Genomic DNA, 14,859 nt, shown 5'->3' with positions numbered 1-14,859 from the left:
TAGTCTGTTTAGAGTAGAAAAATGATAATCACTATATAATGACTAGATGAATTGTATAATGCCTTATAGTAAGCCGCATAATGATATCTTTTTCACCACAGCCTTTTATATGTTCTTTAATTCCAATCCTTTTAAATGTTTTTACTCAAAATTAACTTTAGGTAATCCCTTAACAATATCTACAGTTTGTACACTTACATTAATAATACTCAAAATTAAATCTAAAATATATCTCGGATTCCCAACTTCGGCAGCCCAATCGTTTGGATCATTTTTGATGCCGCTGTCTTTATGGGTGGTCACTGCATAACGCTCCATAACCCATTCGATGGCAGATTTTCCATTTACGACATATTCGTAAGCTGTTACAGGTATATTTGAAATAGAAATACGGCTGTTATAAATGATGGTGTCTTTTTGGTCTTTCTTCGGGAAGCGCATTTTTTCTACGGTATAGAATTCACTTTCGGCTCCTTTTATCTCGACAGCATCAAAAGGCGGAACGGTTTCATAATTGATATGGAGTTCTGCGAGTTCTCGACCTGCTTTGCTAAATTTGAAAAAATCATTAACATCCTCTAACAAAGGTAAACGAGGCAACATTTTTTTTAAGTCGCTGGTGAACATTTCGCGGTATTCCGGGCAATGTAAAAAACCATATACATAATAGAAAATATCTTCTTTGGTTATGTTTTTTCCATATTGTTTTTTAGCTCTTTCTAGTATAAAATCGCTTACTCCATCACGGCGTAAGTAGTCACACGTGTCGTTAGTGTCAAAAATACTTTTTTGTGAACGGTTGTTTTCTTCGTAATAGTAGAGGGGAAAACATTGACCGTTAAATTGTAATTGAACATCAGGAATGTTATTAGTAATAATTGTTGTAAAATCCTTAGTTCCTCCGACTCCAGAAATACATAATACTAAATTATTCATTGATGAATTTGGAAAGAAAGAATCCATTCTAGAAACAACATTATTTTGTTCTCTACTGAAATATAAAAATTGTTTAAAAAATGGGCGATATAACGATTTTACAATTTTTGTATCATCACAAACTTTATGCCTTTCATTTTTAATATCATTTATAAATGCCCTTGACCAACTAATTTTTGAACTATCATATTTAATAAATTCTTTTGCATCTAATTTTGGATTAATTTCTTTTTCCTTCTTTAATTTATGTAATTCTGAATTATAAAAATTTACGCTGACAGAAACATTCTCTTTTAAATGGTTTTTATTTGATTGATATAGCCATGCGTCACGAGAAGTTTCAAGTCCTCTGCAATAGAGGTTAGAATTCCAAAAAGTATTTTTTTCGGACTTATCATCCATAGCTATAAAAGTTGAAAACGCATCGCTTCTCATATTTATCCAATCTCCATGCTCATTTGTTTCTAAGGTTTCCCACAACATTTTTTCGTTGAAAGCAGAGTCAAATTTTGTAATAATTTTTAGTTTGTCCTGTTGGGTTAGATAATCACCAATATCGTGATAATGGACTGTTGCTTTTTCTTGTATAACAGCAGGATTTTTTATCAGGAAAGTAATTGATATTGGAGTTCGAGAGCCAACTCCAAAAACATTTCCTGATTCCTTCCTGCGTAATTCCCCTTGTGTTCGTGCATTTCCTCTTAAGTTAAACACATAAATAGAGCTGAATTCTCTTTCCAATGATTTACGGAAACCAGAGGTGGCATTACCGTCTAACCAAGCTCCATTGGAGATAAAAGCAATAATACCACCATTTTTATCCAAGCGGTCAGCACTCCATCTGAATGCTTTTATGTAAGAATCATAAAGAGAGTTCTTATTTGTTGCGATGGTTTCTTTTGCATAAGTGTTAGCAATTCTGCTATCAAGAATTGGATAGGATTGATTTTGTGCATTGTCGTTTGCAGAACTTTGCCCGACGGAATAAGGCGGATTTCCCATAATAACCCTTAACGGTGCTTTCTTTTGTTTGGCAACACGATAGGAGTTTTGAGGAAACATTTCAGAAAACATTTTTTCGCTGTTATCTGATTCACCCAATTGGAAGGTGTCTGTTAAGCAGATGCCATCATAAGGTGTATATTTCTCTTTACCAATACCATCATCAGGGTCAAGCGTAGCATCATGGTAAGCATTTTCGATATTAACAGCTGCAATATAGTAGGCTAATAAAACAATTTCGTTGGCGTGAATTTCGTATTTGTATTTACGTTCTAAATCTTCTTCTTTGATCAATCCGCTTTGAAGCAGTCGCGTGATGAATGTTCCTGTTCCAGTGAAAGGATCTAGAATATGAACGTTCTCATCTGTCAAACTTCTGCCGAATTCTTTTTGAAGAATGTCATTTACTGAATGGATAATGAAATCGACACATTCGACAGGCGTATAAACTATACCGAGTTGCTCCACCATTTTAGGGAAAGCAGTTTTAAAGAATTTATCGTAAAGCTCGATGATGATGCGCTGTTTTCCTTCGGCATTGTCGATTCCCGCGGCACGCATTTTTACGGATTCGTAGAATTTTTGCAGTACATCGACATCTTTTTCCAAAGCCTGTTCTTCCAAAATAGCCGTCATGTTTTGCATTGCTATTGAAACAGCATTGTTTTTAACGAAGGAATAGCCTTCAAACAAAGCTTCAAAAACGGGTTTGGTGATGATGTGCTGCGCCAACATTTCGATGGCTTGATTTTCATCAATACTAGGGTTTATATTTTTTTGTAATCCTTCTAAGAAATTAGTAAAAGCGATTTTATGTTGGCCGTCAGTTTTAACGAGTTTGGTAATGCGTTCCATATAACGCTCCGCAATTTGCGCCACATCTTTCGCCCAAACTTCCCAATAGTTTTTGTCTCCAACTTTCTTGACCATACGGGCAAATATTGCGTTTTGTAATTCTTCAAAATGCAAAGTCATTTGGTCATTTAAATCATTGCTTTTTGTAGTTTCTTCTGAATCATCTTTTCTAACGGGATTACCATTCTCGTCAAAACCCCAAGGAGCGCCACCCACTAAGACATTAGTAGGGCGTTTGTTGTTTAATTCGAGTTTGTTTACCGTTGCATTAAAACGGTCATCATGTGCACGAAGTGCATTGAGGACTGTCCAAACTACTTTGTAACGTTCGTTGTCATCTAAGCCTTTTTCGGCAGCTATATTAGAAGGAACTACAACTGGAATAATAATGTAACCGTATTTTTTTCCTGGCGATTTACGCATAACACGCCCCACGGATTGAACAACGTCAACCTGAGAGTTCCTAGCCGAAAGAAACAAAACAGCATCGAGGGAAGGAACATCAACTCCTTCACTCAAACAACGTACATTAGTCAATATTCTACAATCACCATCTTCGATGTCAGATTTTATCCAACCTAATAATTCATCACGATCTGGAGCTGACATGGAGCCGTCAATATGTTTAGAAGCGATGGAAACCATCGTATCTCTTTTCTCTTTTGGTAAGGAATCAATATAAGAATCAGAAGCCGTGTTGTAGGTTTCTGTAATTTTTTTTGAAACTTTTATATTTGAACAAAAGGCGACTGCCCTTTTCATTGGGTGCGGGTCGGAATCTTTTATAATTCCTTCGTCTCCCAAAACTTGTTTTGAAAGAGCATTGATGCAACCTATCAATTTTGAGGCATCGTCCGTCGATATTTCGCTGTTTTCATCGGCAATCATTTTTTGAACTGCCGGTGGAATATCGTAATCATTCAACGTAAGAATCAAAACTTTGTAATCAGTCAATAAATCTTTTTCTACGGCTTCTCCAAAACCTATTCTATAGATTTCTTCTCCATACAAATTGGTATCATCCATAGAACATAAAATCGCTTCTGCTTGAGCTGCTTTGCTTTTGACTTCGTCATTGTACAGACGAGGTGTAGCAGTCATGTACAGACGTTTTTTTGCTTTTATGATAGTGTTATCATGCACTTTTGTAAAAGCAGATTCGTCAAAACCTGCAATTTTTATTCCGGTGGTTCTGTGTGCTTCATCGCAAATAATCATATCAAATTCAGAAAAACCATTTTCAAGAATTATTTTTTGCGCTTTTGCGATTACCTCAATAGACTGGTAGGTAGAAAAAACAACCGTCATACCAGGTTTGTTTGTTCTTTTGAAAAGATTGAACTGTTTTAAAATTTCCTCAGGGTCGGTTGATGCTGGCAAAGCCAAATCGACTGTACTGAAAGTGTCAGTGTCTTCATCTTTTGTTTTCTTTTTTGAAATATCAGGATCGGAACAAATACAAATTGCATTAATAGGTTCTTTGGCAAAAGTTGACCATTCACGTAAAGTTTGACCAAGCAAAGAAATGGATGGCACTAAAAACAAAATCATCCCGCTGCCGTCGGTTTCGTTTTCGGCAATACGAAGTGAAGTAAAAGTTTTTCCAGTTCCACACGCCATGATTAATTTACCGCGATCCGTACTTTGAAAATTCAGGTGTGTTTTATCTAATGCTTCTTTCTGATGATCTCTTAAATCTCTTCCTGTAATACGTGCTATTTCACCATGAACCCCAGATTCCATTTGTGCCCAATCTACGGGTGCATCCTGTAAATCGTGAAGATGAATCCTTGATACTGGAGGATGTTGGTTTTTAATTGCCTGAGTTGCATTGGGGCCCCATTTATTCGTTGTTGAAATCCAAAGGCGGTGCGAAAAACCAACGGTTTTTAAATCTTCATTTTTAAATGTACGGCTTGAAGTAGATAGAAAAGAATCTACAGCCGGTTTGTCTATTAATGATGTTTCGTGATAACATTTACATTGAATAGCCCAATAATCCCCATCAATAGTGAGAGCAACTAAATCTATACCGGTGTCGCCACTACCTAAATCATTTTTTCCGGGAAATTCATCCCACATCCAAACTTTTTTGAATCTGTAAGCATATTGAGGGTCGGTTAAAAGATAGGCTTGCATTAATCTTTCAAAACGAGCTCCTTTATCACGTTCGGAAAATGAAATTTTACGATATTTTTCTAGTATTTTATTAAAGCTCATTTGATTTTTTTATATGTAGGAAAATGATTTGCCGAAGGTAATATTAAATTAGGGGAAAATAAATTTGTAAGATCTGTTTTTCCTTGGTTAATATAATCTAATGATGATTTAGCCGTTTTGTTTGAGCATAGAACTGACTTAAATAAATTAAAATTAAGTATTGGGGAAAATTACCCTAATGTAAACAAGTTTATGGACTTGGTTTCGAATCTACTAACATAGCTCCATATTAATAAAAATAAGAGAGGGTGTTGTTTTAAGAGATTTTTCTATCTGCTATTTAATTATATTTGTAGAAAATGAGTACTAATATATGGATGATATTCTAATAATCGAGCAGAAGGTTAACTATACAGGATTAATAAACAGCATTGATATTAAACCGGATGAATATTTATTGCCTCTTCACGAAGTTATTGTAAATTCTATCCAAAGTATTGAAGACAGGACTAATCCCACTGATTCTGGATCGATTATTATTAAAATTCATAGAATTTCTCAAGAAAAATTAGACTTAGATGATGCTGATGATTATCAACCTATTACTGGTTTTACCGTAACCGATAATGGTGTAGGCTTTACCAACAAAAGAGAAACGGCTTTCAGTACGCCATTTACAAATTTCAATTATGAGAAGGGCGGTAAAGGAATGGGTAGGTATACTGTTCTAGCCTGTTTTGGTAATATGGAAATAGAAAGCTCTTTTACCGATGGAAAAAGTGTTTATAATAAGAAATATAAATTTGATAACTTAACAGGTCTTCAAAAATATCCTGATAGTTTTGAAAGTTTTAGTGATGATTTTAAAAATAAAACTATTGTTAAATTAAATAATTACCGTCCCGAATATTTCAACTTTGCTAATAAATTAAAAATAAGTATAAAAGATATTGCGGATGATATAATACAGCATTGCCTACTTTTTTTTATTGGTTCAGCGGATATACCTACAATAAGAATATTATATGATAATGAAAAAATTGAAGATGCAATAGTTTTAAATGATATATATAAAACTGTAATTGAAGTAGAAAAGAACGAGCTTAACTTGAAGTTTTCAGATATTGAGCAAGATTTTAATTTAAGATATATTAGAAACTACAACGGAGTCCATTCGCACTCTATACATTTATGTGCAAATAAAAGAGAGGTTGGAAAAAAACAATCTCTTACTAATTATTTACCTTCTTTTAAAGAACTTTACAACGAAGACAAAAAATATTATTTATCAATATATGTTGAAAGTAAATTTCTCGATGACAATAATCACCCTCAAAGAAATAGATTTACTTTTCCTGAGGCTTCAAATAAAAAAAGTGACTACGATTTATTCTCGTTGGAAGAATTATTTACTCATGTATCTGATAATGTAAGACTCAATTTTTCAGGACACATACAAGAGGCAGAAAAGGAGAAAAATAAAAGAATCGAAAATTATATTTTAAATCCTCAGAAGCCTAGATTAAGGTATCGCCACTTATTAAGTGTTGACAATGCCTTTTTAGATATCCCAATTAATGCATCAGATGAAACTTTAGAGGCGAAACTTCACGAAAAGGAGTTTAAATTAGAGCAAAAAAGAAGCAAAGCATTTGAAAAAGTATTTAAAAAAAATGAATATGATAAAGAAGCTTTTGGTGAAATAGTCCATAAAATATTAAATGAAGAGGCAGCATTTTCAAAGGATAAATTAGCCGATTTAATGATTAAAAGAAAATCGGTTATTAAATTGTTTCAGAAGTATTTACAATGGCGTACCGACGAAAATTTTATGCTCGAAAAAGATTTACATAATATTATCTTTACGATGGGTTCTGAGACTAATATTATACCCATTGATTATCATAATTTGTGGCTTTTAGACGAAAGATTTACTTTTCATTCTCACACTTCTTCAGATGTTAAAACAAAATCGGTTAAAAATGTCCTAAGTGATGGAATAAAGGAAGCAGATTTGTTAATATATGATGTTCCTTGTGCATATTCAGATAATTTAGATAAAATTAATTCGCTTGTAGTTTTCGAATTTAAGAAGCCGGGAAGAGAAATAAGCGGCAGTAGTAATTTAGATGATTTGGTTTTGAAGTATTTTAGAGATCTTATGAAGAGTAAGGCTCGAAGTAATAAAGGGAAAATTCTAAATATTGAAGATAATACCCCTAAATTTGGTTATATAATTTGCGAATTAAACAAGGATAACATTGAGCATAATATAAAGTGGAATGGCTTTAAGAAAAGTGCTCATGGTCATTTATATAAAATTAATCCTGAATTAAATCTTCACATTGAAGTTATGTCTTATGAACAGATGTTAGATTTTTCAGAAAAAAGACATGAGGCGTTTTTTAAAGCCCTTGGAATAGATAATGTGTAAAAGGACTTGAATGTTATTAGATACTTCTGCTCTAATTGCACAACTTTATTTAAGTAAAATAAATTTTATTCCAAAATAGCTTGCTCTAAAAGTTTACGGTTATAGAGTATTCAACTTTTGCTTTAACAAATGTTTGTCAGGTAGCTGAATTTTATATTCAGCAACCATAGTAGGGGAAAGACTTCTACTTAAAGCATATTCTACCACTGCATGGTCTTGGTCTTTACATAATAAAATACCAATACTTGGGTTTTCATTCTCCTTTTTTACATCTCGATCCAGAGCTTCCAAGTAAAAATTTAACTGACCCAAATGTTCCGGTTTAAACTTATCTGACTTTAATTCAAATGCTACCAAACATTGTAAGCCTCTATGATAAAAAACCAGATCAATATAAAAATCACTATGCCCCACCTGAACTTTATACTCTTCCCCTATAAATAAAAAATCCTTGCCTAATTCAAGTATGAAATTTTTCATCTGATCAATCAAGCCCTTTTGCAAATCACTCTCGGTGTAGGTATCTGAAAGGTTTAAAAAATCAAATATATAGCTGTCCTTAAATGTGTTTGTTATATCGGGATGTAATTCTCTCATCACTGATGAGACTTTTGTATTTCCAATAATGGTTCTTTCAAAAACACCACTATTTATTTGCCTTTCTAATTCCCTTGAACTAAATTTCTCCTGAATTGAAAGGCGCAAATAAAATTCCTGTTCTTCGATTGACTTGGTTCTGCTTAAAATGATAAGATTGTTTGTCCAGCTAATTTCTCTCAGCAGTGCTGAGAGTTTTGGAGAAGCTTTGTATGTCTGGTAAAACTGTTTCATTCTCCAAAGATTCTTATCCGAAAATCCTTTTAAATCAGGCTCGCTTCTTTGCAAAAAATCAGCCAGTTCTTTTACTACTGATTTCCCCCACTGTGCTGTTTCGATACGATTGTAAATGTATTGTCCAATATTCCAGTACAGATTGATCATTTCAGTATTAACTGCTTTAATAGCTCTTGATCTGGATTGTTTTATTAGTTGAATAATATCGGTAAATTGTTCCTGTATCATTGTTTCTGAGTTTAATTTTTTATCATTACTTCTTAATAACTAAATGGCTTAGTTCAATATCATTTAATAGCCTTTCCTTCTCTGCATAAATAATATCCTTGATGTCCTTTTTTATCTGTAGATAATTGCGCTGTACCATCGAATTATCAACTTTGCGAATGACAGGAATATCGATGTAATTATCCTGTTCTTTTTTTAATGCTTCGTGGTTATTTACTATTTCAGAATGAAAGGTTTTAAGTTCTATTTTACAATCAGGGTCATCCGCTACCATACCCACGAATTCACCGGAACTAAGTCCTGAAATTTTGGATGGAGGCACTGCGGATTCCAATTGTTTGGACCGGCTTATAGAAGTATCACCGCTATTAATGGAAAGGCTTTCCCTGTCCTGCATGATTTTTCCAAAACGCTCCGATAATTGTTTGGCTGTATCACCTGTGACCTGTCCGCTGACTATGTTTCCAACAATATTCATAATCACGTCCGCCTGTTCTCGTCCATAATCTTTACGCAGCTGGCTAAAATCCTGAATACCTAAACACGTTGCTACTTTATTGCTCCGAGCTGTAGCAATTAAGCTGTCCATATTGTTGAGGTAAATAGTTGGAAATTCATCGAATATCAGACTGCTTTTATGTTTGTTTTTTTGGTTCACCTGCTTTACCAGTCGGTTTACGTAAAGTGACAATACAGCTCCATATATCTGGATTTTCTGTGGATTATTGCCCATACATACAATCTTAGGATCGTCCGGATTATTGATGTCCAATGTGAAGTCACTACCCGATAAAACATAATACAATTGTGGAGAGGAAAGCCGTGCCATGGCAATTTTTGCAGAAGCAATTTGCCCCTCCAATTGGTCCATAACATTATTTAGGTAGGCATTAACAAAGGGATTAATAAGTACTTCGATTTCTTTTTCAGTCCTAAGCAGGGTAAAGAGACTATCATAATCTTCCTGCATGAGTTCAATTACATGGGGAAGGGTGCAGAATTCGCCGTCTTTATATTTTCGTAAATACCATATTATGGCTGATAGAAAATTAATCGGTGATTCCACAAAAAAATCACCTTGTCTTTTGATCCATTCCCTGTTGAGTCCCAGCAAAATGGTGCGTGCTGATTCTGAAGCATCCGTAATATCACTCATACCTGATGGCTCTAAAGGATTACACCGATTGGTCCGGGTCAGATCATCAAAATTAATGACATAAAACTGAGGTAATTTTGGATAGAGATGTTTGTATTTAAGCCAGCTATTATAGACAATTCTGGTCAGGTCATCAAACTTGAAATCATAGACAAACATGGTGAATTGTTTACGGATGTGCTGGGTAATGACATGGCGTATGACGAAATAAGATTTCCCAGATCCTGGTGTGCCGGAAACAAGCAATCCCCGAAAGGGATTAATTATGTTTATCCAACTGTCCTTTATCTTATCCTTTAAGTGATAGCGGGCCGGAAGGTTGATGGAATATTCATTATCTAAGAATCTTTCTTCCTGGGGGAAAGTTTCATTTTCTTTATTAAAAACATCCTTGCTGTTGAGCCTGTTTTTTATAATACGCGATAATAATGTACCGCCGGAAAGCATCAGAAGAAAGCCACTGGAAGTTAGGATCATATAGGCAATTGCTGCCAACATTAATTCTATTTTCAGGTATAGTGAAAGACAACTTATAAAGTAAATCAGAATCCCCGTAATGATGTAAGCAAAAGCTGTTTTGTAATTCAGTTTTTCATCTTTTCTTCCTTTTGCACCAATTAAAGAAATGATTAAAAATCCCAGTGCAAAGAGTTTGGATTTATGAAAATTATTGAATAATCCCGTATGATAAATATTGCCCATAATTTTATCACTAAAGCTGCTGACAAGATGCCACTGCTGAAAGGCAGCATAGCAGTAATAATAAAAATGGATTACTAAAATAATGATGCTTATAAGTCTTGTCATATCCAAGATCTTTCTAAGCGCCTGTTCGTTTTCTCCTGTCTGCATAGCCATGATGTCAAGTTTTATCGATTATTAGATTGTCCTTTTCTTTTTTTCTTTTTGTTTCTCAGCTCATACGGAAGATAATTAGCCGTTTGTTCTGATTGCATGAGCATCTCTGCTAATTGCCCCATTATAGTGCTGGATCCTATGTATTTGTTATCCCTAAAATCATCACCAAACAGTGCTACAATTATTTCCGATTTCGGTGTTTCAAATGTGATTTCGTGTAATTTTTCACTAACCAAATTTGTCGTTTTTTGTTCGGCTGGATTAACGTACGCGCAACGTTCCTGTATCGTTTTAGCACTGTATTGTTTACCAAGTGTACTTCCATTAAAAACACATTTTGTGGTATGGTCAACGTAGGTAATTCCATAAAGCAATCCTTCTGCGTTTTTTCTAAAAACAGTATTGATTCCATCTTTTTGCAATACTTGAACCAGTTCTGCGAGTGATATTTGAGTTTTAAAGAATGCCATATCAATGGCATTTTTTACCCTTCTTATATCTGAGATTTCATTTGTTTTATTAGACGCAAATTTTTCTTCTAAAAATTTCATTGTTGGCTTGTTGTAAAACAGACTGGCTTTTATGGGGACTCCGATAGGTTTACCGTCATCATCAAGTATTCTATACATCAATCCTTTTGCTTTAAACATTTTTGAATCTTCATTGCCCCGGTCTGCTAAAACATTGTATTGTTTAAGCACAGCATTGAGTTCTGGAAAGCTGGCATATTTATAAGATGAAAGTACCTGACCCAGTACATTTGCAATAGCCTTTTTCGATTCGCTTCGCCCGTATTGAATCTTTTGTGAGATGATTGGCTTAAGCGTAAAATCAGTACTGTTTTTATTCCCTTGCGCCTTAACAAGTCCAAAGCGTTCTTCGATTTCTTTTCTTGCCGGTTCAGATCGGTTTTTGCCAATGTTTTGCATGTCAATACGTCTACCATCTCTCTGAATATTTATGGAGACCAGATGGATATGTTCATGCCCGGAATCATGATGCTGATACACGAGATAAGGCTGCTGGCCAAATCCGATTTTTTCCATATAAGTATCCGCGATAGCCATTAATTTTTCTTTGGAATGATTTTCTGAAGGATCAAAATTGATCGAAATATGTACAGTGTTTCGCTTTACATTTTCATTTAGTTCCAGCTGTTTTAAAAACCGGTTTAGTTTTACGTCACCCCTCATTTTATCTACATCAATCGGATAATTTCCGGCTCCAATACATTCTGCAACAGCCTCTTTTACTTTGTTTTCATTGTAATAGAAAACCTTGTGTATAGCGTATCCTGTTTTTATGATCGCAACCATCTTTCCGAGATTTTCCGGATGTAATTTTTGATTTCATCAATCTTGTCAAAAAGGTTTTTTTTATCGAGTTCAGCACTCAAAATCCATACTTTAAATTCCGGAATTTGATTTAGTGTATGTAGTTTTTTTACTGCCTGATTGAAGTTGTTTCCAATACCATTTAATTGCTTGAACAACTGGGTCATTTCATGGATCATATCATCTAAAGACTGATTCCTGTAAGTGGTATTTATAGATTTCTCAAATAGGTGTTTGCGAATGTAATCGCTCAGCTTGCGGCAAGTACTGGCTTTCCATTTTTTCTCAATTTTCGCATACTCTTCGGGTGTAAACCTTAACCCAACAATGCGTGTTCTGTTTGAATTTTCTCTTTTCATTTTCTCTCTTTTTCATTGTTATCAAACCTTAATTTATGCTTTCAGTATCACTGCTCACGAGTTCCGAGTATAGAGTAGCAAGAAGGCTGTTGTTTAACAACAGGACATCTTGCCGATTGCAGGAACGTTGCAATCCTGCTGATACTTTAAATGTCTTTCTGATATTCCTATGTTTCCAAAATACTCAAAACTTAAATTTCTCTTTTACAGACTTCTTTTATACTATTTGCTGTACTTATTGTAGTATTCCGGAAATTCAAAGCTGTATTCATTAAGTCATTAAAATTTCAATATCCTTTTATAAAATCTGTTTCATTTTATTTTGGAACTCAAGGAAAGTGCACACTGCATAAAATTCAGAACTATTATAACTGGGTAGCAATTATGCCAATTTATCTTCCGAATCTTAGATTGAAAAATGTGCTCTTTCAAAGCAATAAACCAACTTTAAAACAGCAAAATCCTGACTGTTTTAGGGAAGGTTTTTGGTTGCTCATTTTAACCTTTCCTTTTTATTTCAGAGACAAAATTAAGTAAGCGAAATGGATTTTACCTATGATGGACATATTATGTCCATGACACTTTAAGACTGGCTTTATACCTTTGTAGAAATAAATTATTAATTAAAACCGTGAAGATTATGACAACAAATGATGTGGCCAAGGTTTTTGATACTGTACTCAGTATTCCAAGCATGAATGATGTAGTAAAGCTTGATTTGAAAATTTCACGAAAAAATGTATTATTATTGAACCATGTTATTGAACGTGGATTATCTGCTAAGGACAATGACAAACCCTCAATTCTCTTGATGAGTATCCCAGACGAAAATCTTCAGGATTTAAGATTCTTTGGAGATGAATGTTTACAAAAAGCCGGACTGATTGAACTTAGTGAAAAACTAAATATGTTGAGTGAAACGGGTAAGTAATTTTCTTTGAATTGAATTATTTAATCAAGGCATTGCTAAACAAAATAGTTTAGTAATGTCTTTTTTTATTTTTTTAACTATGATTGATTGTTTTTGAAAAATCTTGGCTTGTTTTCGGTAACAGTTTATTGCAGAGGTCACTGTAATTTTGTCTTATCAAATTCTTATTAGTAAAACTTCAAGTTAAGATATCCTTTCTAGAATTTGAAACAGGAATGATTTTCAAAATCTATGAAGATGAAAAAATTAAATTTACATAGTAAAATAGCAATTGCGGAGATCATTTGTCTCTTGTATACAATTCTTTTTGTTTATGCAGCAGTAAGTAAATTATTGGATTTTGAGAATTTTGAAGTGCAGCTTGGTCAGTCTCCATTATTAAGTATATATGCCTCGTGGATTTCGTGGCTGGTAATTAGTATTGAACTATTAATCGCTGCAGCACTGCTAGTACCCAAATTGCAATCAATAGGTTTGTATGCTGCACTGGGTTTGATGACAATGTTTTCTGCTTATATTTTTATAATTCTAAATTTCAGTTCTTTTATTCCCTGTTCCTGCGGAGGGATTTTAGAGAAAATGAGCTGGAATATGCACTTGATTTTCAATTGTATATTTATTGTCCTGGCCCTTTTTGCAATTGTGCTAGAAAAACAAACCAACATTAATGCTACTGCATCTATAACAGGCAACAGAACGGTTAAATTAACAGTTGGAATTATTGTTGGCAGTATACTGATTGTGTTTGCTTTATTTCTTTCCTCTGAAAATATCATACATCATAACAACCCTTTTATAAGAACATATCCAAATCATCCAGCTGAGTTTTCAAATACAATAGATTTAAAACATCATTCATATTATATTGCCGGTTTTGCAAATAACCGGATCTATCTTGGAAACTATCAATATCCAATGTATGTACTTTCATTGGACCAAAATCTAAAGAACAAAAAATTAGATAAACTGCATTTCGATGCAAAAAAAATCCCCTTCCAATCAATTACGATAAGTGTCAGAGAACCCTATTTTTATTTATCGGATGGGAATGTTCCTGTGCTCCTTAGAGGAGATATGAAAAACTGGACCATCACTAGAGAATTAAACTCAGTTCCTTACTTTACAAGGATAGTCCCAATTGACAGCAGCATGGCGGTATTCAGATCAAACAATTCAAAAAAACTGGCAAATGTTTTGGGGATTTATAATGCTGACGCCGAACAAAAAACAACATATAGCAGAGAACTTCTGCAGAGCCGCAATGATGGCATTTTTGATACTGATGGAACGCTTCTGTACAGTGAAGCGGCAAAGAAAATTGTCTACCTATACTATTACCGCAATGAATTTATGACCGCTGAAAAAAACGGAAAACTTATCACCAGAGGACATACCATTGATACTATAAGCCATCCAAATTTAAAGGTTTCGCTCCTCAGGGATGGAAAACAATATGCAATGTCCACGCCATCATTCGTAGTAAATGCAAATGCCGCAGTAGTCGGCAATCTTCTCTTCGTGCATTCCAGGGTAAAGGGCAGGTATGAGAATAAAAAGTTATGGGATAAATCTTTTATTATAGATGTATACAATCTAAAAAAAAATACATATTTGCTCAGTTTTCCTCTCTTTCACACTTCGAGCAAAGTCCTTAATTCTTTTGTGATAACCGAAACGCATTTGTATGCTATAATTGGGAATGACCTTGTGGTTTATGAACTAAAAAAAATAATTAAGAATGAAATTAAATAAATTAAAAATTTACCAGCGCT

8 protein-coding genes are annotated in these 14,859 nt (G+C 34.0%); 3 read left to right on the top strand and 5 right to left on the bottom strand.

Going from position 1 to position 14,859, the window contains the following annotated elements; genetic code table 11:
• Positions 1–141: 141 nt before the first annotated feature.
• Positions 142–5,013 carry a DEAD/DEAH box helicase gene (locus ACHRV3_RS05715; RefSeq protein WP_395433602.1) on the bottom strand — a complete coding sequence of 1,624 codons (4,872 nt, stop codon included), beginning with the start codon at positions 5,011–5,013 and terminating at the stop codon, positions 142–144.
• A gap of 313 nt (positions 5,014–5,326) precedes the next feature.
• Here ACHRV3_RS05715 and ACHRV3_RS05710 point away from each other — a divergent pair, with 313 nt between their 5' ends.
• Positions 5,327–7,387: a hypothetical protein gene (locus ACHRV3_RS05710; RefSeq protein WP_073409942.1), complete on the top strand. Its 2,061-nt coding sequence runs from the start codon at positions 5,327–5,329 to the stop codon at positions 7,385–7,387.
• Positions 7,388–7,486: 99 nt separating this feature from the next.
• Here the strand turns inward: ACHRV3_RS05710 and ACHRV3_RS05705 are convergent, their stop codons facing one another.
• The 4 genes from ACHRV3_RS05705 to ACHRV3_RS05690 are packed head-to-tail and all read right to left on the bottom strand — an operon-like array spanning position 7,487 to position 12,156.
• Positions 7,487–8,449, bottom strand: a complete 963-nt coding sequence (locus tag ACHRV3_RS05705; protein WP_395433601.1) for a YhcG family protein — start codon at positions 8,447–8,449, stop codon at positions 7,487–7,489.
• Between the two features lie 25 nt (positions 8,450–8,474).
• Positions 8,475–10,457 carry a conjugal transfer protein MobC gene (gene mobC, locus ACHRV3_RS05700; protein ID WP_395433697.1) on the bottom strand — a complete coding sequence of 661 codons (1,983 nt, stop codon included), beginning with the start codon at positions 10,455–10,457 and terminating at the stop codon, positions 8,475–8,477.
• 17 nt (positions 10,458–10,474) lie between these two features.
• The gene (locus tag ACHRV3_RS05695) at positions 10,475–11,779 is read right to left on the bottom strand and encodes a relaxase/mobilization nuclease domain-containing protein (protein WP_395433600.1); all 1,305 of its coding nucleotides are present in this window, start codon (positions 11,777–11,779) and stop codon (positions 10,475–10,477) included.
• Positions 11,764–12,156, bottom strand: coding sequence for a plasmid mobilization protein (locus ACHRV3_RS05690; protein ID WP_395433599.1), 393 nt, complete (start codon positions 12,154–12,156; stop codon positions 11,764–11,766). The genes ACHRV3_RS05695 and ACHRV3_RS05690 overlap by 16 nt, the downstream gene beginning before the upstream one ends.
• Positions 12,157–12,796: 640 nt before the next feature.
• Here ACHRV3_RS05690 and ACHRV3_RS05685 point away from each other — a divergent pair.
• Complete coding sequence (locus ACHRV3_RS05685) at positions 12,797–13,087, top strand: hypothetical protein (RefSeq protein ID WP_395433598.1); 291 nt, start codon at positions 12,797–12,799, stop codon at positions 13,085–13,087.
• Between the two features lie 237 nt (positions 13,088–13,324).
• Positions 13,325–14,839, top strand: coding sequence for a MauE/DoxX family redox-associated membrane protein (locus ACHRV3_RS05680; protein WP_395433597.1), 1,515 nt, complete (start codon positions 13,325–13,327; stop codon positions 14,837–14,839).
• The last annotated feature ends 20 nt before the right edge of the window (positions 14,840–14,859 follow it).

The sequence above is a fragment of the Flavobacterium sp. FlaQc-49 genome (assembly GCF_044005985.1).
Classification (GTDB): domain Bacteria; phylum Bacteroidota; class Bacteroidia; order Flavobacteriales; family Flavobacteriaceae; genus Flavobacterium; species Flavobacterium cupriresistens.
This window is presented reverse-complemented; position numbering and strand designations above follow the sequence as displayed.

Excerpts from the sequence above, each read along its gene's own strand:
- ACHRV3_RS05690 (WP_395433599.1), bottom strand. The coding sequence starts at position 12,156 with ATGAAAAGAGAAAATTCAAACAGAACACGCATTGTTGGGTTAAGGTTT.
- ACHRV3_RS05705 (WP_395433601.1), bottom strand. The coding sequence starts at position 8,449 with ATGATACAGGAACAATTTACCGATATTATTCAACTAATAAAACAATCC.
- ACHRV3_RS05710 (WP_073409942.1), top strand. The coding sequence starts at position 5,327 with ATGGATGATATTCTAATAATCGAGCAGAAGGTTAACTATACAGGATTA.
- mobC (WP_395433697.1), bottom strand. The coding sequence starts at position 10,457 with ATGCAGACAGGAGAAAACGAACAGGCGCTTAGAAAGATCTTGGATATG.
- ACHRV3_RS05680 (WP_395433597.1), top strand. The coding sequence starts at position 13,325 with ATGAAAAAATTAAATTTACATAGTAAAATAGCAATTGCGGAGATCATT.
- ACHRV3_RS05715 (WP_395433602.1), bottom strand. The coding sequence starts at position 5,013 with ATGAGCTTTAATAAAATACTAGAAAAATATCGTAAAATTTCATTTTCC.
- ACHRV3_RS05695 (WP_395433600.1), bottom strand. The coding sequence starts at position 11,779 with ATGGTTGCGATCATAAAAACAGGATACGCTATACACAAGGTTTTCTAT.
- ACHRV3_RS05685 (WP_395433598.1), top strand. The coding sequence starts at position 12,797 with ATGACAACAAATGATGTGGCCAAGGTTTTTGATACTGTACTCAGTATT.